The organism is Modestobacter sp. SYSU DS0290 (assembly GCF_054050955.1).
In genome coordinates this window covers 120,641-139,807 of record NZ_JBJHAI010000003.1, presented here as the reverse complement: position 1 = coordinate 139,807, position 19,167 = coordinate 120,641, and the positions used below count along the sequence as shown (strand labels likewise).

Genomic DNA, 19,167 nt, shown 5'->3' with positions numbered 1-19,167 from the left:
CGACGACATCCACTGGCTGGCTGACCGCATGATCGTGCGCCTCCCTGCGCCGGCTCCACTGACCTGGTCCGCCGCTCGGTTCACGATTGCCTCACCCGATGTGCCAGGAGAGCCGGGTCGATCTTCGAGAGCCCGCGGGTGATGGAAAGGTGCTTCGCGCGTGTCGCCCTGGCTGGTGGCACGCGTCGTGCGCGACTCAGCGACGGCAGGCGATCAGATCGAACCAGTCCGACAACTGCCGGCGGAACGCTGTCGCCTCAACGCGGCACGACGTCGGACTGGTTCACGTGCTTCAGCCGAAGACCCAGGAGAGGATCCCCATCGCAAGGTAATAGGTGGGGATCATCAGGGGCGGCAGCAAGGCGCTCCAGCCTGATCGCTGGGCTGCCGTGTTCGCTCGCGGCTCAGGGGCGAGGGGGGAGGTGACGAGATCGTCGGCGGAGTCACCAGTCAGCTCGCGGTACTCGAGCCAGGACAGGGCGAGCACCACCACGAAGAGGCCGATCGCGATCACTGCCGGTGGTACCGGGACAACGATCGCTGACGAAGTTCCACTGGCTGCTGCGGCTCCGACACCAGCCGCGGTGACCACGGCGAAGAGGGCGAAGAGGGCGGTGCCCAGCACCCAAGGGCGCGCGAACAGCGGGCGCAGCACTCGAGGTAGGCACAGCAGCGCGGCCGCGACCACGGCGAGACAGCCGAGCTGCACCAGGTTGTAGGTCAGTGGCTCACCACTGACCCAGTTTCGGATCGCAGCGGTGCCGACGAGCATGGCCAGCACCTGACCGGCGCCGAGGGCGGCGATGGTCCACACCCCGGACACGCGCTCGGGAGAGCTCTCCGCATCGATCTCCCGGGCGTAGTCGGTGGGATCACCGAACGCTGCCGATGGGGGTTCACCGGCCTCCGTGCAGTGGCCCTCCACCTCGCCCAGGCGCTCCCCGATCACCGGACCGGGGACGTCTCGCAGCCGCAGCTCGAGCACGAACGCACTGCACCACTCCTGGTGGGCCCGGACGAACGGACGCTCCCAGACCTCCTGCGGTGCGGCCTGCACGCCGGGGGACTCGCTCATGCTGAACTCCTCGAGGAGTGGGTGGAGTGGACGAAGGCGTCGCCGCCCGCGGCAAGGTGGGCGCCGACCCGGGCCGAGAACGCCTCCCACCGGGCGAGGCCGTGCTCCAGCTCGGCGCGGCCCGCGTCGGTGAGGGTGAAGTACTTGCGCCCCGGACCGGTGTCACCGGTCCGCCAGTCGACGATGACCAGCTCGTTCTTCTCGAGCCGGGCCAGCAGCGGGTAGAGCGTGCCGCCCTTGATGTCGCCGAAGCCCGCGTCGGCCAGCCGACCGGCGATGGCATAGCCGTAGGTGGGCCCATCAGCCATGACCCGCAAGACGCACAGCTCGAGGACCCCGCGGAGCCACTCGCTGGGCTGCGGTCCGGTCGGCACACCTTGATAGTGCCTCTACTGAGAGCGCCTGTCTAGTACTGCTGACCGAACTTCCCGGCACGTCTGAGGCCCGGACCGTCCGCCCGTCCAAACGAAGTCCGAGCTCGCCACGCCGCCCAAGAGCTCGAACGCCCGTTGGCGGACTGACCGGTACATCAGCGTTATCGGCATGCAGAGCCGCCAGTGGCCCAAGGTGAGCGCTGCGTCGTGCTGCGGCCGACCGGCCGGCTACTGGCCCTTCTACCGAGAGCAACTAGCGGAAAACGGCCATCCTGCTCTGCGTGACCAGAAACGGGTTCCGGAACTACGGCCCACAACCACCCGTTTCTGGGCCGCTCCTAGCGCGGCCGCGCTCTCGGTGGATTCGCCCAGGTCGGCCGACCGGTCAACCGGCCCAAACCCGTGCCCGAAATCAACGGCCCGAATCCGCCGGCGTCTGACGTTCCTGGTCCGCTCCGGCTGGTCCGCCGGGCGTCAGCATGATCGGCTTCGAGTCGGTGCCCCCCCGCTCGACACTGGCTGGTCGGCATGGCACACGAGGACGAGTACGTCGCCGGCGAGAAGCCGGACCGGACTGCCGACATCGTCGGACCCGCCGAGGTCTCCTACCAGGATCCCGGCGCGGTTCGGGTCGGGCTCTCCCCGAGCACTGCGATCCCGGGCCAGTCCCTGCCCCGGACGCCGCTACGCATCCCGGCGGCGCACCACGTCGTCTGCGGGGCCCTGGTCCGGGACAGGCGAGTCCTCCTGGGGCATCGAACGGCGAGCCGGCGCTGGTTTCCCGACGTGTGGGACCTGCCCGGAGGTCACGTCGAGGACGGCGAGAGCGAGTTCGACAGCCTCCGCCGCGAGCTGCAGGAAGAGCTCGGCGTGCAGGTGACCGCCGTGGACGCCGAACCGATCGACCGGCTGACCGGTGACGACCTCCAGCTCGGCGTGTGGCGCGTGCGCGGCTGGGTGGGCCAACCGGTGAACCACTGCCCCGAGGAGCACGACGACCTGCGCTGGGTCGCTCCTGACCAGCTGCCAGGCCTCGAACTGGCGGATGCCCGGTACGTCGAACTGCTGCGCGGTCTGCTCGCCGACGGTGTCAGCGGGGTGTGGCAGCGACCAGGTCGACGACCACCTGGGCCAGCTGCGGGCCGACGTCCTCCTGCAGGAAGTGCCCGCCCCCGGCCAGCGTGGTGTGCGGCATCCCCTGGGCACCTGGCACCAGCTTCTGGAACACCGCGTCGCCGCCGCCGGTGATCGGGTCGCTGTCGGAGAAGGCGGTCAGGAACGGCTTGTCCCAGGTGCGCAGCACCGCCCAGGCGGCCCGGTTGGCCGCGGCCGCCGGGTCGTCGGGGCTGGTGGGCACCAGCGACGGGAACACCCGGGCACCGGCCTTGTACCGGCCGTCGGGGAAGGGAGCGTCGTAGGCCGCGACCACCTCGGGCGCCAGGTCCGTCGCCGTGCCGTTGGAGACGATCCGGCCCACCTGCATGTCCGTCATGCCGGCCGCGGCCCGCTGCCAGGCCAGGAACGCCTCACTCATCGGGTGGTCACCGGTGGGCAGGCCGGTGTTGGCGACGACGACCCGGGCGAACCGGTCCGGGTGCTCGGCCACCAGGCGCAGCCCGATCAGCCCGCCCCAGTCCTGCGCCACCAGGGTCAGGTCGGTGAACCCCAGCTCGTCCAGCAGGGCCTGCCGCAGCCACGCCACGTGCCTGGCGTAGGTGTAGTCGGTCAGCTCGGTGGGCTTGTCGGAGCGGCCGAAGCCGACCAGGTCGGGGACGACGACGCGCAGCCCGGCCGCCGTCAGCACCGGGATCACCCGGCGGTAGAGGAACGACCAGGACGGCTCGCCGTGCAGCAGCAGCACCGTCTCGCCGTCGTCCAGGCCCTCGACGAGGACGGCGACCCGCAGCCGGCCGCCGTCCCCGTCGTCCACCTCGACGTACCGGGGCTCGTAGCTGAACTCCGGCAGGTCGGTGAACCGGTCCTCGGGTGTGCGCAGCGCCTCCATCGCAGGCCTCCTCGACTGGTGGGCGTGGCCCGACGCTATCGAGGAGGCCCGGACGTCAGACGCCGGGCAGGCCCACCGGGCAGCTCACGCCGGTGGAGTTCACCGGGCAGTAGCCGCCGGGGACCTTGTACAGGTACTGCTGGTGGTAGGCCTCGGCGTAGTAGAACTCGCCGAGCGGCGCGATCTCGGTGGTGATCTGCCCGTAGCCGGCGGCGGTCAGCCGCTCCTGGAAGATGTCGATGCTGGCCTTCGCCGCCGCCTCCTGCTCGGGGCCCTGGGTGTAGATCGCCGAGCGGTACTGGGTGCCGATGTCGTTGCCCTGGCGCATGCCCTGGGTGGGGTCGTGCTCCTCCCAGAACTCCTTGAGCAGGCGGTCGTAGGAGATGACCGCCGGGTCGAAGACGACCAGCACGACCTCGGTGTGCCCGGTGCGCGCCGAGCAGACCTCGTCGTAGGTCGGGTTGGGGGTGTACCCGCCGGCGTAGCCCGCCGCCGTCGAGTACACGCCGGGCGTCTCCCAGAAGACCTTCTCGACGCCCCAGAAGCAGCCGGCGCCGAAGACGGCGGTCTGCATGCCCTCGGGGAAGGGCGGCTGGATGCGGTTGCCGTTGACCGCGTGCACCTCGGGGATGCCGGGGAGCGGCTCGGAACGGCCGGTCAGGGCGTCCTCCGCGGTGACCGGCTGGGTCTTGGCGCGGGAGAAGAACATGGGCCCACTGTAGGTCGGTGGCGCCACACCGACCCCGCCGCTGACCTGAACCGGAACCGGGTCGACGCGGGAATGATCACGGTCGGCGCCGCCTTCTCCGGGCGCCACGGCGGCCGGGTCCCCGGTCGCCGCCCGGTGTCGCCGGGGACAGGGCGCGGCAGGAGGCCGAGAGATGGACGGACGTCGGAACTGGCCGGTGTGGGTGGCCGGCGCGTACGCGGTGGCGGTGCTGGCCACCACGGTGTGGGTGCAGGTGGCCGCCGCGGGGGCCGAGGACGCCAGCTTCGCGGGGATCTGGCTGCTCGCGCTGACCCTGCCCGGGTCGCTGCTGGCCCTGTTGCTCGTCCCGGGCGAGCTGGGCTCCCTGCTGATCTTCACCGTCGTCGGGCTGCTCCAGGCGGCGGGCACCTGGTGGCTGCTGACCCGCCTGCGGATCCGCCGCGCCGACCGTCCGGTCCGGGGTTGAGCGGCATGGCCAGGGCAGTGCGGTTCAGCAGGTACGGCGGGCCCGAGGTGCTGGAGGTCGTGGACGTGCCGCAACCCTCCGCCGGCCCCGGGCAGGTGGTGGTCGCGGTCGTCGCCGCGGCCCTCAACCCGGGCGAGATCGGCATCCGGGAAGGCGTCTTCGCCGCGATGTGGCCGGCGGCCTTCCCCGAGGGCCAGGGCAACGACTTCGCCGGCACGGTCGCCGAGGTGGGCGAGGGGGTGACCGGGTTCGCCCTCGGTGACGAGGTGCTCGGCTTCTCGCCCCGGCGCGCGCAGGCGGAATTCGTGGTCGTCGGCGCCGACCGCCTCGCGCGCAAGCCGGCAGGCCTGGCCTGGGAGGCGGCCGCCTCGATCGCCGGCGCGGGAGCGACGGCGTGGGCCGCGGTCGAAGCGGTGCGGCCGCGGGCCGGGGAGACGGTCGTCGTCTCCGCGGCGGCCGGCGGGGTGGGCGTCTTCGCCGCCCAGCTGGCCCGGCTGCGCGGGGCTCGGGTGATCGGCACCGCGAGTGACGGCAACGCCGGGTTCCTGCGCTCGATCGGCGTCGAGCCGGTGCGGTACGGGGACGGGCTGGCCGACCGGCTGCGGGCGCTCGCCCCGGAGGGCGTCGATGCCTTCGTGGACACCTTCGGGGCGGGCAACGTCGACGTCGCGATGGCGCTGGGAGTACGGCCGGCGAGGGTGAACACCACGGCCGACGGCCGGGCGGTCCAGCGGTACGGCGTCCGGTCCCAGGCACAGGAGCAGGCCGACGAGCCGGCCATCTGGCAGCGGCTCGCCGAGCTGGTGGCCGCCGGCGACGTGATCGTGCCGATCACCGGCAGCTACCCGATGGACGACGTCGTGCAGGCCTACCGGGAACTGGCCACCCGGCACGTCACCGGGAAGCGGGTGCTCCGCATCCGGTGAGCAGGCCGGTTGACGCTGCCGCGGAGCGGGCACGGTCGAGACCATGTGGCTCTTCCTCACCCGCCGGCTCCGCATGTGGGTCGTCCTCACCGTCGTCGCGCCGCTGGCCACCAAGGTGCTGCGCGGCCTCGGCGAGGCGCTGCAGCGCCGCAACGGCCCCTCGGCGATCAGCAACGGCCTGCTCAAGGCCGGTGACCTCGGCGAGAAGGCGCGCCTGAAGCTGGGCGGCAGGCGCCGCCGCCGCTGACGACCCCTGACCCCACCGAGGACGACGTGAGCCCCCCCGACACCCCGGACGCCGCCCGCCCCGACCCCCGCTCCCCGGCGCTGGAGCAGCTCCCCGCGGTGGGCGAGACCCGCGGGATCGCGCTGTTCTGCCACGGCGGCACGGTCGCGAGCATCGACCCGCCCAAGGAGCGCGCGCTGTCGCTGGTCCGGATGCGGGCCTTCCAGGCGTTCGTGCACCGCAGCGCCGCCGACCGCGGGATCGCCACCGCACTGCTGCGCTACCGGGTCGCCGGCTGGAACGGCGAGGCCGCCGATGCGTTCCAGGACGTCCGCTGGGCGATCGGGCAGCTGCGCGCCGAGCACGGCACCGACGTGCCGATCGTGCTGGTCGGCCACTCGATGGGCGGGCGGGCCGTGCTCCGCGCCGGCGGCGAGCCGTCGGTGACCGCGGTCTGCGCGCTCGCGCCGTGGACCCCGCCCGGAGAGCCGGTCATGCACCTGGGCGGGCAGACCGTGGTGATCCTGCACGGCCGGGGCGACCGGTGGGTGCCGGCCCGGCTGTCCGCGGAGTTCGCCGTCCGGGCGCGGCGGGCGAAGGCCCGGGTGGCCCGGTTCACCATCGCCGGCGGGCACGGCATGGTCCGGCGGTCGCACCGCTGGCACACCTTCGCCCGGGACGTGGTCCTGGCCGGCACCGGCCTCGAGCCGATGCCCCAGGCGATCACCGACGCCCTCACCCAGCCCAGCCCGGAGGGCCTCGCCGTCCCGCTCTGACCCGAGTCGGGTGCCGCGACGACGCCGGTAAGGTCGTTCCCGCGCGCCCGGCTCGACCGGCTGATGGCCACAGCGGTCGACCTGGCAGGACCAGGCGCCCCGGTCTGCGATGGCCGTCGACGGTCTCGTCGTGGTCCGGGTGAGTTCGGGGCTGCTGCCGGTACGACGGCGCCGCGCCCACCAGGAGCTCCCCGATCACGTCGGCTCCCGGACTGCAAGAGGAGGCGGCCACACGGATGAGCAGCAGCGTCACCGACCTGCACCACTACCCGATCAGGGGCCTGAGCCCACAGCGGCTGGAGTCCGTCCAGGTCAGCCCGTCCACCGGGTTCCCGCTGGACCGCAGCTGGGCGCTGGCCAAGCGGCACGGCGACTACCGCACGGCGCCGGACCAGCCGTTGCCGGCCCGGCACTTCTACGGGCTCACCACCGACCCCCGCCTCGCCGGCGTCCGGACGTGGCTCGACCCGGTCACGGAGTGGCTGGAGGTACGGGTGCGCGACCACGTGGTGCTCGCCTGCAGCCTGGCCGACGCCGACGGGATCGCCCAGGCCGAGGCCCTGTTCGCCCGGGTGCTGGACCTGGACCCCGACGACGCACCCTTGCTGGTCCGCCGGGCGAACGACCGGTACACCTACTCCTACACCGCGTCGGTCTCCCCTGCGCTGACCTGGGCCTGCCACGTGGTGAACGCCGCCTCGCTGCGGGAGCTCAGCGAGCGCGCCGGGGCCCCGCTGGACCTGGAGCGCTTCCGTCCCAACCTCACCGTCGACCTCGGGGAGCCGTGGGTGGAGCGCAGCTGGCTCGGCCGCCGGTTCCGCGTCGGGGACGTCGAGTTCCTCGCGCAGCAGGCGTGCGTGCGGTGTGCCGCCACGGAGGTGTCCCCGGACACCGCCGAGCGCGACGTGCCCGTCCCGAGGCTGCTCTCCATGCACTACGGCCACGTGGAGTTCGGCTTCTACGCCACCATCGAGACCTCCGGCACGCTCGCGCCCGGGATGCCGGTGGAGCTCCTCGACGAACCCGCCGTCCGGGCCGCGGACGGGGTGCATTGAGCGCCCCGTCCACGTCCCGGCTGCCGGTGCGCATCGTGCACCGGCGGCAGGTGGCGCGCGGCATCGTGGAGTTCCGGCTGGCCGCGGCCGGGGGCGGGTTCCTGCCACCGTGCCGCACCGCTGCGCACGTCGAGGTGCGCACCCCCTCCGGGGAGCGGCGCAGCTACTCGGTCACCTCCCCCGGGTCGGCGACCCCGGAGCACTACGACATCGCGGTCGCCCTGGACCGCAACAGCACCGGCGGGTCTCGGAGCATGCACGCCGACGCCCGCGTCGGGGACGTGCTGGAGATCGCCCAGCCCACCGGCGGCTTCGACCTCCCCGCAGCAGCCGGCAGCCTGCTGCTGATCGCCGGCGGCGTGGGCATCACCCCGGTCCGGCCGGTCTACCACGCCGCGCGCGCCGCCGGGGTGCCCGTCCGGCTGGTGTACCTGGTCCGGTCCCGGGAGGACGCCGCCTACGTCGAGGAGTTCACCGACGCCGACGCGGTGTGCCACGCCAGCCAGGAGCACGGAGGACGCCGGTACCCGCTGTGGGACGTGCTGGCGGACCCGGGCGACACCTGGCTGTTCTGCTGCGGCCCCACAGCGCTGCTGGCGGAGGTCAAGGCGCTGACCATGCACTGGCGGCTCTCCCGGCTGCACGTCGAGGACTTCACCGGCGTGCCGGCGGTCGACCCGCACGGGAGCGCGTTCACCGCGGTCTGGGGGCCGACCGGCGCGAGCTACGACGTCGGCCCGGATGAGACCCTGCTGGACACGCTGGAGGCAGCGGGCATCGCGGTGGACAGCTCGTGCCGGTCCGGCACGTGCGGTACGTGCCGGGTCCGGGTCGAGGACGGCACCGTGCTGCACCGGGACGTCCTGCTCGGTCCCGCGGAGCAGGACCAGATCATGCTGCCGTGCGTCTCGCGCGCAGCGGGCACCGTCACCGTCGGTCCCGTCTGAGCCGGTCGAGGGTGGCGGCTCAACCGCTCAGCTCACGGCCAGATCGGCGAGCTCCCGGATCTCCCCACGTCGGCCGCCACCCGCCCCCGGAGCGGAGCGAGCGGCGGCCCGGAGTCGGATCAGGAGAACAGCGCGCTGTAGCCGTTCAGGGCGGGCTGCCCACCGAGGTGGGCGTAGAGCACGGTGGACGACCGGTCGATCTCCCCGCGCCCCACCAGGTCGATCGTCGCGGCCATCGACTTCCCCTCGTAGACGGGGTCGGTGACCATGCCCTCGGTGCGGGCGGCCAGCTCCATCGCGGCGATCGTCGTCGCGTCCGGGATGCCGTAGATGCCGGCGTGGTAACGCTCGTCGAGCTCGACATCGTCGCTGGTCAGCTCGCGCTGCACGCCGATGGCCCGCGCGGTCCGCTGGGCGATGCGCAGCACCTGGTCCCGGGTCTCGGCCGGCTTCGCCGAGGCGTCGATCCCGAGCACCCGCCGCGGCCGGGCACCGGCCTGCTCCAGCTGCGCGAAGCCGGCGACCATGCCGGCCTGGGTCGACCCGGTCACCGAACAGACGACGACGGTGTCGAAGAAGACGCCGAGCTCGGCCTCCTGCGCCGCCACCTCGTGCGCCCAGTTCGCGAAGCCCAGCCCGCCGAGCGGGTGGTCCGACGCCCCGGCCGGGATCGGGTACGGCTTGCCGCCGCGCGCCTCGATCTCCGCCAGCGCCGTCTCCCAGCTCTCCTTGAACCCGATGCCGAACCCGGCCTTCACCAGCCGGACGTCGGCGCCGGCCAGCCGCGAGATGAGGATGTTGCCGACCTTGTCGTAGACGGCGTCGGGCCAGTCGACCCAGCTCTCCTGCACCAGCACGCACTTCAGCCCGAGGTGCGCGGCGACGGCGGCCACCTGCCGGGTGTGGTTGCTCTGCACCCCGCCGATCGAGACCAGCGTGTCGCAGCCCTGGGCCAGCGCGTCGGCGACCAGGTACTCGAGCTTGCGGGTCTTGTTGCCCCCGAACGCGATGCCGGAGTTCACGTCCTCCCGCTTCGCCCACACGGCGGCGCCGCCCAGGTGCTCGGTCAGCCGGTCGAGCCGGTGCACCGGCGAGGGCCCGAACAGCAGGGAGTGGCGGGGGAAGTCAGACAGGCTCGGCATCGGGGGTCTCCTCCAGTTCGGACAGCAGCGCCGTCCAGATCTCGGTGGTCGTGGCGACGGCGTCGGTGACGTCCCCGGCCGCGCAGGCGGCGATCAGGCGGTCGTGCAGGGCGACCGACTCCCGGCCGTGGGGCGCGGCGAACCGCTGCCGCTCCAGCCGCCGGACCGCCGGGGTGAACCGGTCGACCGTGGCCTGCACCGCGCCGTTGCCGCACCGGGTGAGCAGCACCTGGTGCAGCTCGTCGTCGGCGGCCAGCGCGCCGGGGAGGTCACCGGCGGCCACGGCCGCGGCGAACCGGGCGTTGGCGGCGTGCATCGCGGCGACGTCCTCGGTGGTGACGTGCCCGGCGGCCTCGCCGGTGGCGAGCTCGTGCATCGCCCGGACGACGACGGCGGCGTCGCGCACCTGCCGGGGGTCCAGCGGGGTGACCCGGGTGTGGCTCTGCGGCTTCGCCTCGACCAGGCCCTCGTCGGCCAGTCGGGCCAGTGCGGTGCGCACCGGAGCGACCGACAGCCCGAGCCGAGTGGCGAGCTCGGCGTCCTTCACCACCGCACCGGGTGCCAGCTCGCCGCTGACGATCGCGGCGCGGATCAGCTGGGCGGCCTGGTCGCGTAACAGCACGCGGGGGACGGGACCGATCGACACAACTGACATCTCAGATGTCAGAGCTGCTCCCGTCAAGGCCGGATCGCTGCGATCTCCGTCCGTCCTGACCCTCGTCGGCCGCCCGCCGCGCGGACACGATCGACGGCATGACGCTCGACTGGTCCACCCCACCCGCCGACGCCGCGGCCCACTTCGCCCACCGGCTGGCCGTGGAGACCGACGTCTCCGACGTGCACGCCGCGCTGGAGACCGGCCGGCCGGGCTTCGTGCTGCTGGACAGCCGCAGCGCCGAGTCGTGGGCGCAGGGGCACGTGCCGGGGGCGGTGCACCTGCCCGGCCGGGAGATCACCGCGCGCGCGGCCTCGGCGCTGGACCCCGCCGTCCCGGTGGTCACCTACTGCTGGGGCCCGGCCTGCAACGGCGCCACCCGGGCCGCGCTGACGCTGGCGACGCTCGGCTTCCGGGTGCGGGAGATGATCGGCGGCTTCGAGTACTGGGCCCGCGAAGGCCTGCCGGTGGCGACCGCGGCGGGGGTCACCCGCCCGGACGTCGACCCGCTCACCGCCCCGGCCGGGGTCAGCTGCGGCTGCTGAGCCCGGCTTCGGCGCGCAGCTACACGGTCATCGCCATCTCGTACCGGTCGCCGCGGTTGGTCGACGGCGCGTGCTCGACCGGCCCCCGCGCGCACCGTCCGCTCGGCGACGAAGGTGCCCTTGCCGTGAACCCGGGGCGGTGGGACACGGCCGCGATGCTCCCCAGCCCGGTCACCAGCCCTGCTGCGGCAGCTTGTGGGCCAGCACGTACCGGTAGTAGTCGGCCCGGCCCAGCCGGGACCCGGCCGCCTCGTCGACGACGACGGTCACGTGCGGGTGCAGCTGGAGCACCGACGCCGGGCACGACGCGGTCAGCGGCCCCTCGACCGCTGCCGCGACCGCCGCCGCCTTCCGCTCGCCGGTGGCCACCAGCACCAGGTGCTCCGCCTCCAGGATCGTGCCCAGCCCCTGGGTGAGCACGTGCCGGGGCACCGCGGCGACGTCGCCGCCGAAGAACCGCGCGTTGTCCTGCCGGGTCTGCTCGGTCAGGGTCTTCACCCGGGTGCGGCTGGCCAGCGACGACCCCGGCTCGTTGAACCCGAGGTGCCCGTTGGCGCCGATGCCCAGCACCTGCACCGCAACCGGGCCGGCCGCCTTCAGCCGCGCCTCGTAGTCACGGGCCGCCTGCACCGGGTCGTCGGCCGCGCCGTCCGGGCCGTGCACGACCGCGGGGTCCAGGCCCAGCGCGTCGGTGAGCTCGCGGCGGATCACCGCCCGGTAGGACTCCGGGTGCCCGGCGGGCAGGCCGACGTACTCGTCGAGCAGGAACGCCTGCACCCCGGCGAAGGACAGCCCCTCCTCGGCGTGCCGGCGCAGCAGCTCGCGGTAGGCCAGCAGCGGTGAGGAGCCGGTCGCCAGCCCCAGCACCACCGGCCCGCCGCGGTCCAGCGCCGCGAGCACCGACCCGGCGACCGCGTCCGCGACCACCCGTCCGCAGTCCTCGGGGGTGGGCAGCAGTACGACCTCCACGGCTCAGCGCTCCTCTCAGGTGACCCACCGGCCGCCGCGCAGGACGGCGGTGGGGACGAGTTCTGCATCGGTGACCAGCACGTCGACCTGCGTACCCGGCCGGAGCTCGCCGCCGTGCGGGCTGTCGGGGTGTCCCCGGTCACCCCGGTCGTGGCGACCGGGGACACGCTCTCACCTGGATCCCCCGAGCTGAGCCTGCTCCGGGCGGTGGTCCGCCGGCCCACCGGGTAGGCCTCCGGGGTGACCGTCGTCCGGGTCGATCCGCCGCTGCGCTTCCTGCTGCCCCTCCGGTGCCGGGCCGCCGGCGAGCGGGAGCTGGGGGACGACCCGGACGCCACCGTCGCCCACCTGGTGCAGGCGGCCGGGGTGCCGCTGACCGAGGTGGGCGAGGTGCGGATCGACGGGGTCGTCGTGGACCGCACCGACCGCACCGCCCCTGGCGACGTCCTCGAGGTCTCCCCCGTCGTCCGGCCGCAGCCGGTGCCGGCCGGGGGCTTCCTGCTCGACGTCGGGCTGGGGACGCTGGCCCGGCGGCTGCGGCTGCTCGGGCTGGATGCCGCCTGGTCCAACGACGCCGACGACCCGGACCTGGTCGCCCAGGCGGTGGCCGAGGACCGGGTGCTGCTCACCCAGGACCGCGGCCTGCTGATGCGCCGGGCCCTGCCGCACGGCGCGCTGGTCCGGGGGAGCGACCCGGACGGCCAGCTGGCCGACGTGCTGGACCGGTTCGCCGTCGCCCCGGCGCCGCTCACCCGGTGCACGGCCTGCAACGGGGAGCTGGCGCCGGTGCCGAAGGCCGACGTCGCCGACCTGCTCGAACCGGGGACCCTGCACACCGCGGAGGAGTTCTCCCGGTGCACCCGCTGCGGGCGGGTCTACTGGCGCGGCGCCCACTCCCGTCGCATCGACGAGCTCATCGCGGCGGCAACGCGCGCACGTCCGTGAGCACGTGGTCGACCAGGCCGTAGGCCTGCGCCTCCGCCGGGGAGAACCAGCGGTCGCGCTCGGAATCACGGGCGATCTGCGCGACGTCCTGCCCGGAGTGCTCCGCCTGCAGCTCGTTCACCTGCCGCTTGAGCTGGCCGAGCATCTCGGCCTGGATGGTGATGTCCGCGGCGGTCCCCCGCAGGCCGGCGCTGGGCTGGTGCATGAGGATCCGGGTGTGCGGCAAGGTGTAGCGCTTGCCCGCCGTTCCGGCGGTGACCAGGAACTGGCCCATCGAGGCGGCCATGCCCATGGCGTACGTGGCGACGTCGCAGTCGACGAACCGCATCGTGTCGTAGACGGCCAGCCCGGCCATCACCGAGCCACCCGGGGAGTTCACGTACAGGTGGATGTCGCGGGTCGGGTCCTCGGCCGAGAGCAGCAGCATCTGGGCACACAGCTCGTTGGCGATGTCGTCGTCGACCTCGCGGCCGAGGAAGACGATCCGCTCGCGCATCAGGCGCTCGTAGACGGCGTCGCCGAGGGTGCCGGCGGACGGCGCAGCTGTCCGCATCGTGAGCGGTGAGGGCATGCCGAAAATGGTCATCGGGAGTCTCCTGGGTCGCCGGAATGGACGACCTGAGCCAATCAGGAATGCACGCCGGAAGACCTGCGAAAATGGTCGATTGCGCGGTCAGCGCACTTCTTGTGCCCTCGGCGAATGGGGCTTGACGGGCGAGGGGCCGGCCGGGGCGGGCCCGTGGTCTGATCGAACGGTGACCACTCCCCCCGTCGTCCGGCGCGCGACCCGGGCCGACGTCCCGCGGCTGGCCGCGACCCTCGCCGTCGCCTACCCCGACTACCGGTGGACCTCCTGGGCGCTGCCCGAGGACGGGCGCACCCAGCGGCTGTCCCGCTGGGCGGAGCTGTGGGGCGCGCTGGTGCCGGTGCTCTCCGACACCGCGTGGGTCACCGACGACGTGAACGCAGCCGCCGCCTGGGTGGCCCCGGACGCACCACCGCACGCCGCCGACCTGCAGGCGGTCATCGACCGCGACCTGCCCCGGGTGTTCGGCGCCCGCCAGCCGGTGGTGCTGGCCAGCGAGCGGCTCGGCGCGCTGGGCCGGCCCGACGAGCCGCACTGGTGGCTGCACGCCGTCGGCACCCGCCCGGCCGCCCGGCACCAGGGGCTGGGCGCGGCGGTGCTCCAGCCGGTGCTCGACCGCTGCGACGCCGACGGGGTGCCGGCCGCGGCGACCGTCTACACCTCCACCGTCGTCCGCTGGCTGCAGCGCTTCGGGTTCGCCGTCACGCACTCGACCCGGACGGCGGTCGACCACGAGCTGCCGATCTGGACCCTGGTCCGCCAGCCCAAGCGCCCCTGACGCAGGCAAGGCTGACCTGACCCCCGGGGGCCACAGGTCGGCCCGCATGGCCCCTCCGGGTCGGGCAGAGCAGGAGAGCCCACCCCGCCGCCCCCGGAGGTCGCCGTGTTCCTGTCGAAGACCGAGGCCGCCGTCCTCACCAGCACGCTGCCGCACGCCCGGCCCCCGGCACCGCCGGCGGCCAAGCGCCGGCTGTGGCCGATGCTCGGCCCGGCGTTCGTCGCGGCGGTGGCCTACGTCGACCCCGGCAACTTCGCCACGAACTTCACCGGCGGCGCCTCCTTCGGCTACACGCTGCTGTGGGTGATCGTCGCCGCCAACCTGATGGCGATGCTCATCCAGTCGCTCACCGCGAAGCTCGGCCTGGCCACCGGCCGCGACCTGGCCACCAACTGCCGCGAGCGGCTGCCCCGCCCGGTCACCTGGGGGCTGTGGGCGCAGGCCGAGGCGGTGGCGATCGCGACCGACCTCGCGGAGATCGTCGGCGGCGCGGTGGCGCTGAACCTGCTCTTCGGGGTGCCGCTGCCGATCGGCGGGCTGATCACCGCCGTCGTCGCGTTCGTGCTGCTGGCCGCGCAGTCGCGGGGGTACCGGCCGTTCGAGCGGGTGATCACCGGGCTGCTGCTGGTGATCGGCGGGGGCTTCGCGTACACGCTGGTCGGCTCGGGCGTCGACCCCGGCGGCGTCGCCTCCGGGCTGGTGCCGAGCTTCTCCGGCAGCGAGAGCCTGCTGCTGGCCACCGGCATCCTCGGCGCCACCGTCATGCCGCACGTCATCTACGTGCACTCCGCGCTCACCCCGGGCCGCTACGGCGACGTCGTCACCGAGGGCCGCACCCAGCGCGGGCGCGGGCGGCTGCTGCGCGCCCAGCGGATCGACGTCCTCATCGCCATGGGACTGGCCGGGCTGGTCAACGCCGCGATGCTGATCATCGCCGCCCAGCTGTTCACCGCCGGCGACGGGATCGAGTCGCTGGAGAGCGTGCACGCCGGCCTCGGCGACCAGCTCGGCGGCGGCGCCGCGCTCGCCTTCGCCCTGGCGCTGCTCGCGGCCGGGTTCGCCAGCTCCTCGGTGGGCACCCACGCCGGGCAGGTGGTGATGGCCGGGTTCCTGCGCAAGCACATCCCGGTGCTGGTCCGCCGCCTGATCACCCTCGCCCCGGCGCTGCTGGTGCTCGGCCTGGGCGGGGACCCGACGACGGCGCTGGTCTGGTCGCAGGTGGTGCTCTGCTTCGGCATCCCGTTCGCCCTGGTGCCGCTGCTGTGGCTGACCTCCCGCAAGGACCTGATGGGCGCCTGGGTCAACCGCCGGATCACCACGCTCGCCGGTTCGGTGGTGGCCGCGCTGATCATCGGCCTCAACGGCTACCTGCTGGTCGACATCGTCCTCGGCTGATCCGGCGGGGTCCGGCAGCGGACCGATGAGTTCCGCGGCGCGGCGCCGTCCATCCTCGTGACGGCATCCGGCGACCGACCGGGGCGACGAGCGAGGGAGCACCACGATGGGCGCACTGCGCGTGCACGAATTCACCACCGTCGACGGCGTCGTCGACGCCCCGATGTGGACGATGGAGTACGGCTTCCCCGACGACCTGGCCGCCTCGATCGGCGCGCTCACCGCGCCGGCCCAGGGCATCCTGCTCGGCCGCGTGACCTTCGAGATGTTCGCGCCGGCCTGGTCGACCCGGACGGTCGAGGACGACGAGGGTGCCCCGTTCTTCAACGACACGACCAAGTACGTGGTCAGCTCGACGCTCACCGACGCCGAATCGGTCTGGCGGCACTCGACGGTGCTCGGCGGTTACGACGCCGACCGCATCCGGGCGCTCAAGGACGGCGTCGGCGACCTGTACGTGAGCGGCAGCGCCACCCTCGTGCGCGCGCTGCTGGCCGACGGGCTGGTCGACGAGCTGCACCTCTACGTCTACCCGCTCGCCGTCGGCACCGGGACCCGGCTGTTCCCCGAGGGGCACCCGCAGACGACGCTGTCGCTGCTCGGCACCGAGTCGCTGAGCAACGGCGTCGCCCACCTGACCTACGGACCGTCCGCCGCCTGAGCCGCGCCACCTGACGTTCCCGCGGGAACGTCAGGCCGGCGGGGCCTGGCCGCCCGGCGGGACGCCGGGCCGCTGGAACCGGCCATCGGGCCCGGGTTCGAGGACCGGTGGCCGCATCGGCCGCATCCCCACCATCGCCCGGGCGCGCAGGGTGAGCGGGAAACGACTGGTCACCCGGTGGGCGGCGGCCGCTGCCTCCGGGCTGCCGGCCGCCTCGACCAGGCGCGGGATGAGGTCCACGTCGATCCCGTCGCCTCCGGGATCCGGGCGGACGCCGGTCACGCTCGGCAGCCGGATCAGCCGGTCCGCCTCGGCCCGGAGCTCGCCGACCGGGAAACGCGTCTGCTCGACGACGACCTCCACCTCCGGGACGCCCGGGTCGTCGACCACGGCCTGCACCGCTGCCGGGAGCCGGCCGTGCCACCGGACGATCAACCGGGTGCGGTCCCGGCTGATCTCCACGTCGCCGAAGTCCGGCGAGTCCCCGGCCGCGGCGCGCAACCGATCGGCGAGCTCGACCAGCTGCACCGTCACCGGTGGCAAGTGCAGGGAGGCGAGCAGCTCGTCGTCCGGCATCGACCGGGGAGTCGGCTCGTCCGACGGCGGGAAGTCGTGCAACGACACGGCGCGCTCAGCCGGCAGCGGCGGGGACGATCTCCCCGGCCTCGACGAACAGCGGGAAGCGACTGGTCACGCCCCCGCGCGTCAGGGCCTCGTCCGCGCCGCCGGCGGCGTCGGCCGCCGAGCTGCGGATCAGGACGTCGAGGCCGTCCCCGGCCGGGCGCGCCCCGATACCGGAGATCAGATCCGGGTGCTCGGTGATCAGCCGGTCCGCCTCAGCCCGGAGCTCGCCGACCGGGTAGCGGGTCTGCTCGACGACGACCTCGATCTCCGGGACGCCCGGGTCGTCGACGACGGCCTGCACGGGTGCGGGGAGCCGGCCGTGCCACCGGACGATCAGCTGGGTGCGGTCCCGGCTGATCTCCACGGCCCCGAAGTCCGGGGAGTCCCCGGCCGCCGCCCGCACCCGGTCGATGAGCCCGTACACGTCCAGCGACACCGGTGGCAGCACCAGCTCTTCCAGCAGCTCCGGCGGCAGCGTCTCGGGGAGGGCGGGCGGCTCGTCCGGCATCGGCTCCAGCTGGACCAGGCCCGGCGGTACGGACGGCGCACCGGGGGGCTCCGGCGTCGCGGAGGCGTCCGCGCACCCGGCCAGCGCCACCGCGGCGACGGCGAGGGACGCGGCGAGCGGCCCGGGAAGGCGAGGTGGCATGGCGGTGATCATGGCGATCAGGACGGTCCCGGTCCAGAGGGCGCAGCACACGGACCGGACCCGATCGTCCGGATGTGCCACGATGCGCCATGGGCGTCTTCTGGCTGGTCATGGGGATCGTGCTCGCCGGACTGCTGCTGGCCGCCTGGCTGATGGACCGGGCCGGCCGGCGCCGCGGGGCGCGGATCAGCCACGGTGGCGACGTCGCCTGGCAGGTGCGGGAAGGCCGACGGGACGCCGAGATCCTGGGCAACCCGCTGAACCAGGACGTCACCTGGAGCAGCTGGAGCCGCCGCAACCACCCCGGGCGCTGATCCGGGGCAGCGTCAGCCGGCCTCCCCGACCTCGGGGAACAGCGGGAAGCCGCTCTCCACACCGGCCTCGAGGACGGCGGTCTCCGCACTGCCGGCGGCCTGGGCGGCGTCCGGCGCGACGAGCACCTCGATGCCGTCCCCCTCGGGGCGGGCAGCGGCGGTCTGCACGACCGGGCCGTGCTCCGCAGCGATCCGCCCGGCCTCGGCGCGCAGGTCGCCGGGGCGGAACTCGGTCGGGACGACGGTCACCGTCAGCCCCTCGCCCGCCGAGTCGACCACCCGCTGGACGGCGGCCGGCACCTCGCCGAACCAGCGGACCACCAGTCGGGTCCGGTCCAGGCTCAGCCCCGGCGTCCCGGCGTCGGGTGAGTCGCCGGCGGCCGCGGAGAGCCGCTCCAGCAGGTCGTACACCTCGGCGCGGGTGCCCGGGTACATCACGTACTCGCCGTGACCGACCCCCGGGGACGGCGGGGCGGACCGGCGGGGCTGCTTGCGCGAGGCCATGCGCCCATCATCCAGGCTGGTGCCATGGAGATCAGCGGAGCACGGATCTGGATCACGGGTGCCTCGACCGGCATCGGCGCCGCGCTCGCCCGGGAGCTCGCCGACCGCGGCGCCCGGGTGGCGATCAGCGCCCGGAACGCCGAGCAGCTCGCCGAGGTGGCCGGGGACCGGATGACCGTCGTCCCGGTCGACGTCACCGACCGGGACGCCACCGTGGCGGCCGGTGCGCAGGTGCGCGCGGCGCTCGGCGGCATCGACGTCGTCGTCGCCAACGCCGGCACCTGGTCGGGGTTCCACGTGGAACCGTGGGACTCCGACCTGTTCGCCGAGCACCTGCGGATCAACGTGCTGGGCGCGGTGCACACCTTCGAGGCCGTCGTCCCGCAGATGCTCGCCGACGGGCGCGGCCGGCTCGTCGGCGTCGCCTCGGTCGCCGGCTACCGCGGGTTGCCCGGCTCGGAGGCCTACAACGCCGGCAAGGCCGCGCTGATCAGCCTGCTGGAGAGCCTGCGCGGCTCGCTGGCCCCGCGCGGCCTCGTCGTCCAGCTGGTCAACCCGGGGTTCGTGCGCACCCGGATGACCGAGCGCAACCGCTTCCCGATGCCCTTCCGGATCGAGGCCGACGCGGCAGCCCGCACCATCGCCGACGGCATCGCCCGGGACAAGGCGGAGATCGTCTTCCCGCTGGCGATGGCCCTGCTGATGAAGACCGCCCGGCTGGTGCCGGTGCGGGCGTGGACGGCGCTGACCGCCACGATGGCCCGCCGCGGCCTCGACGGCGGCCCGGGCCGCCGCACCGGCTGACGGCACGGCGGCCCGTTCGGCCCCCTTCCAGGGGCCC

The 19,167-nt window shown here is 74.0% G+C and carries 24 protein-coding genes and 1 pseudogene; 14 read left to right on the top strand and 11 right to left on the bottom strand.

Features of this window, described 5'->3' with window-relative positions; translation table 11 throughout:
* Window positions 1-292 precede the first annotated feature (292 nt).
* Window positions 293-1,075, bottom strand: a complete 783-nt coding sequence (locus ACI795_RS05175) for a hypothetical protein (protein WP_457074149.1) — start codon at window positions 1,073-1,075, stop codon at window positions 293-295.
* On the bottom strand, window positions 1,072-1,383 hold the full coding sequence (locus ACI795_RS05170; protein WP_457074148.1) for a PadR family transcriptional regulator: 312 nt from the start codon (window positions 1,381-1,383) through the stop codon (window positions 1,072-1,074). The genes ACI795_RS05175 and ACI795_RS05170 overlap by 4 nt, the downstream gene beginning before the upstream one ends.
* Before the next feature lie 594 nt (window positions 1,384-1,977).
* Here ACI795_RS05170 and ACI795_RS05165 point away from each other — a divergent pair.
* Window positions 1,978-2,490, top strand: a pseudogene (locus tag ACI795_RS05165) (NUDIX domain-containing protein); the annotation flags it as partial.
* Between the two features lie 49 nt (window positions 2,491-2,539).
* Here the strand turns inward: ACI795_RS05165 and ACI795_RS05160 are convergent.
* Window positions 2,540-3,454: a haloalkane dehalogenase gene (locus ACI795_RS05160; protein WP_457074147.1), complete on the bottom strand. Its 915-nt coding sequence runs from the start codon at window positions 3,452-3,454 to the stop codon at window positions 2,540-2,542.
* Between the two features lie 55 nt (window positions 3,455-3,509).
* Window positions 3,510-4,163: a peptide-methionine (S)-S-oxide reductase MsrA gene (msrA, locus tag ACI795_RS05155; RefSeq protein WP_457074146.1), complete on the bottom strand. Its 654-nt coding sequence runs from the start codon at window positions 4,161-4,163 to the stop codon at window positions 3,510-3,512.
* 172 nt (window positions 4,164-4,335) lie between these two features.
* Between msrA and ACI795_RS05150 the strand changes: the two genes are divergently transcribed.
* The 6 genes from ACI795_RS05150 to ACI795_RS05125 all read left to right on the top strand — a co-directional run bounded on the left by ACI795_RS05150 (window position 4,336) and on the right by ACI795_RS05125 (window position 8,559).
* Window positions 4,336-4,629, top strand: coding sequence for an SCO4225 family membrane protein (locus ACI795_RS05150; protein ID WP_457074145.1), 294 nt, complete (start codon window positions 4,336-4,338; stop codon window positions 4,627-4,629).
* 5 nt (window positions 4,630-4,634) lie between these two features.
* Entirely contained in the window at window positions 4,635-5,555 is a 921-nt protein-coding gene (locus ACI795_RS05145; protein ID WP_457074144.1) for an NADP-dependent oxidoreductase, read from the top strand.
* Window positions 5,556-5,598: 43 nt separating this feature from the next.
* Window positions 5,599-5,802: a hypothetical protein gene (locus ACI795_RS05140; protein ID WP_457074143.1), complete on the top strand. Its 204-nt coding sequence runs from the start codon at window positions 5,599-5,601 to the stop codon at window positions 5,800-5,802.
* A 26-nt stretch (window positions 5,803-5,828) separates the two neighbouring features.
* Window positions 5,829-6,557, top strand: coding sequence for an alpha/beta hydrolase (locus tag ACI795_RS05135; RefSeq protein WP_457074142.1), 729 nt, complete (start codon window positions 5,829-5,831; stop codon window positions 6,555-6,557).
* A 236-nt stretch (window positions 6,558-6,793) separates the two neighbouring features.
* On the top strand, window positions 6,794-7,612 hold the full coding sequence (locus ACI795_RS05130; RefSeq protein ID WP_457074141.1) for an MOSC domain-containing protein: 819 nt from the start codon (window positions 6,794-6,796) through the stop codon (window positions 7,610-7,612).
* Window positions 7,609-8,559: a PDR/VanB family oxidoreductase gene (locus ACI795_RS05125; protein WP_457074140.1), complete on the top strand. Its 951-nt coding sequence runs from the start codon at window positions 7,609-7,611 to the stop codon at window positions 8,557-8,559. The genes ACI795_RS05130 and ACI795_RS05125 overlap by 4 nt, the downstream gene beginning before the upstream one ends.
* Window positions 8,560-8,678: 119 nt before the next feature.
* On the opposite strand, the gene ACI795_RS05120 is transcribed toward ACI795_RS05125, so the two are convergent.
* Complete coding sequence (locus ACI795_RS05120; protein ID WP_457074139.1) at window positions 8,679-9,701, bottom strand: 1-aminocyclopropane-1-carboxylate deaminase; 1,023 nt, start codon at window positions 9,699-9,701, stop codon at window positions 8,679-8,681.
* A complete protein-coding gene (locus ACI795_RS05115; RefSeq protein WP_457074138.1) occupies window positions 9,685-10,323 on the bottom strand; it encodes a GntR family transcriptional regulator in 639 nt (212 codons plus the stop codon). The genes ACI795_RS05120 and ACI795_RS05115 overlap by 17 nt, the downstream gene beginning before the upstream one ends.
* Window positions 10,324-10,454: 131 nt before the next feature.
* On the opposite strand from ACI795_RS05115, the gene ACI795_RS05110 reads away from it, so the two are divergent.
* Window positions 10,455-10,901: a rhodanese-like domain-containing protein gene (locus ACI795_RS05110; protein WP_457074137.1), complete on the top strand. Its 447-nt coding sequence runs from the start codon at window positions 10,455-10,457 to the stop codon at window positions 10,899-10,901.
* Between the two features lie 171 nt (window positions 10,902-11,072).
* On the opposite strand, the gene nagB is transcribed toward ACI795_RS05110, so the two are convergent.
* Complete coding sequence (gene nagB / locus ACI795_RS05105; RefSeq protein WP_457074136.1) at window positions 11,073-11,870, bottom strand: glucosamine-6-phosphate deaminase; 798 nt, start codon at window positions 11,868-11,870, stop codon at window positions 11,073-11,075.
* A 240-nt stretch (window positions 11,871-12,110) separates the two neighbouring features.
* Here nagB and ACI795_RS05100 point away from each other — a divergent pair, with 240 nt between their 5' ends.
* A complete protein-coding gene (locus ACI795_RS05100) occupies window positions 12,111-12,815 on the top strand; it encodes a Mut7-C RNAse domain-containing protein (RefSeq protein WP_457074135.1) in 705 nt (234 codons plus the stop codon).
* On the opposite strand, the gene ACI795_RS05095 is transcribed toward ACI795_RS05100, so the two are convergent.
* Window positions 12,784-13,386 carry an ATP-dependent Clp protease proteolytic subunit gene (locus tag ACI795_RS05095; protein WP_457074134.1) on the bottom strand — a complete coding sequence of 201 codons (603 nt, stop codon included), beginning with the start codon at window positions 13,384-13,386 and terminating at the stop codon, window positions 12,784-12,786. The genes ACI795_RS05100 and ACI795_RS05095 overlap by 32 nt on opposite strands.
* Before the next feature lie 184 nt (window positions 13,387-13,570).
* Here ACI795_RS05095 and ACI795_RS05090 point away from each other — a divergent pair, with 184 nt between their 5' ends.
* The 3 genes from ACI795_RS05090 (at window position 13,571) to ACI795_RS05080 (ending at window position 16,235) form a co-directional block, all read left to right on the top strand.
* On the top strand, window positions 13,571-14,179 hold the full coding sequence (locus ACI795_RS05090) for a GNAT family N-acetyltransferase (RefSeq protein ID WP_457074133.1): 609 nt from the start codon (window positions 13,571-13,573) through the stop codon (window positions 14,177-14,179).
* Window positions 14,180-14,284: 105 nt separating this feature from the next.
* Window positions 14,285-15,574 (top strand): Nramp family divalent metal transporter, encoded by a 1,290-nt coding sequence (locus ACI795_RS05085; RefSeq protein ID WP_457074132.1) that lies wholly within the window; start codon window positions 14,285-14,287, stop codon window positions 15,572-15,574.
* 106 nt (window positions 15,575-15,680) lie between these two features.
* Window positions 15,681-16,235: a dihydrofolate reductase family protein gene (locus tag ACI795_RS05080; RefSeq protein ID WP_457074131.1), complete on the top strand. Its 555-nt coding sequence runs from the start codon at window positions 15,681-15,683 to the stop codon at window positions 16,233-16,235.
* 30 nt (window positions 16,236-16,265) lie between these two features.
* On the opposite strand, the gene ACI795_RS05075 is transcribed toward ACI795_RS05080, so the two are convergent.
* Both ACI795_RS05075 and ACI795_RS05070 read right to left on the bottom strand, forming a co-directional pair.
* Window positions 16,266-16,859, bottom strand: a complete 594-nt coding sequence (locus tag ACI795_RS05075; protein WP_457074130.1) for a hypothetical protein — start codon at window positions 16,857-16,859, stop codon at window positions 16,266-16,268.
* A gap of 7 nt (window positions 16,860-16,866) precedes the next feature.
* Complete coding sequence (locus tag ACI795_RS05070; protein ID WP_457074129.1) at window positions 16,867-17,508, bottom strand: hypothetical protein; 642 nt, start codon at window positions 17,506-17,508, stop codon at window positions 16,867-16,869.
* Window positions 17,509-17,582: 74 nt separating this feature from the next.
* Here ACI795_RS05070 and ACI795_RS05065 point away from each other — a divergent pair, with 74 nt between their 5' ends.
* The gene (locus tag ACI795_RS05065) at window positions 17,583-17,822 is read left to right on the top strand and encodes a hypothetical protein (protein ID WP_457074128.1); all 240 of its coding nucleotides are present in this window, start codon (window positions 17,583-17,585) and stop codon (window positions 17,820-17,822) included.
* 12 nt (window positions 17,823-17,834) lie between these two features.
* Here ACI795_RS05065 and ACI795_RS05060 read toward each other — a convergent pair whose 3' ends face one another.
* Complete coding sequence (locus ACI795_RS05060; RefSeq protein WP_457074127.1) at window positions 17,835-18,326, bottom strand: hypothetical protein; 492 nt, start codon at window positions 18,324-18,326, stop codon at window positions 17,835-17,837.
* Between the two features lie 24 nt (window positions 18,327-18,350).
* On the opposite strand from ACI795_RS05060, the gene ACI795_RS05055 reads away from it, so the two are divergent.
* A complete protein-coding gene (locus tag ACI795_RS05055; RefSeq protein WP_457074126.1) occupies window positions 18,351-19,130 on the top strand; it encodes an SDR family NAD(P)-dependent oxidoreductase in 780 nt (259 codons plus the stop codon).
* Window positions 19,131-19,167 lie beyond the last annotated feature (37 nt).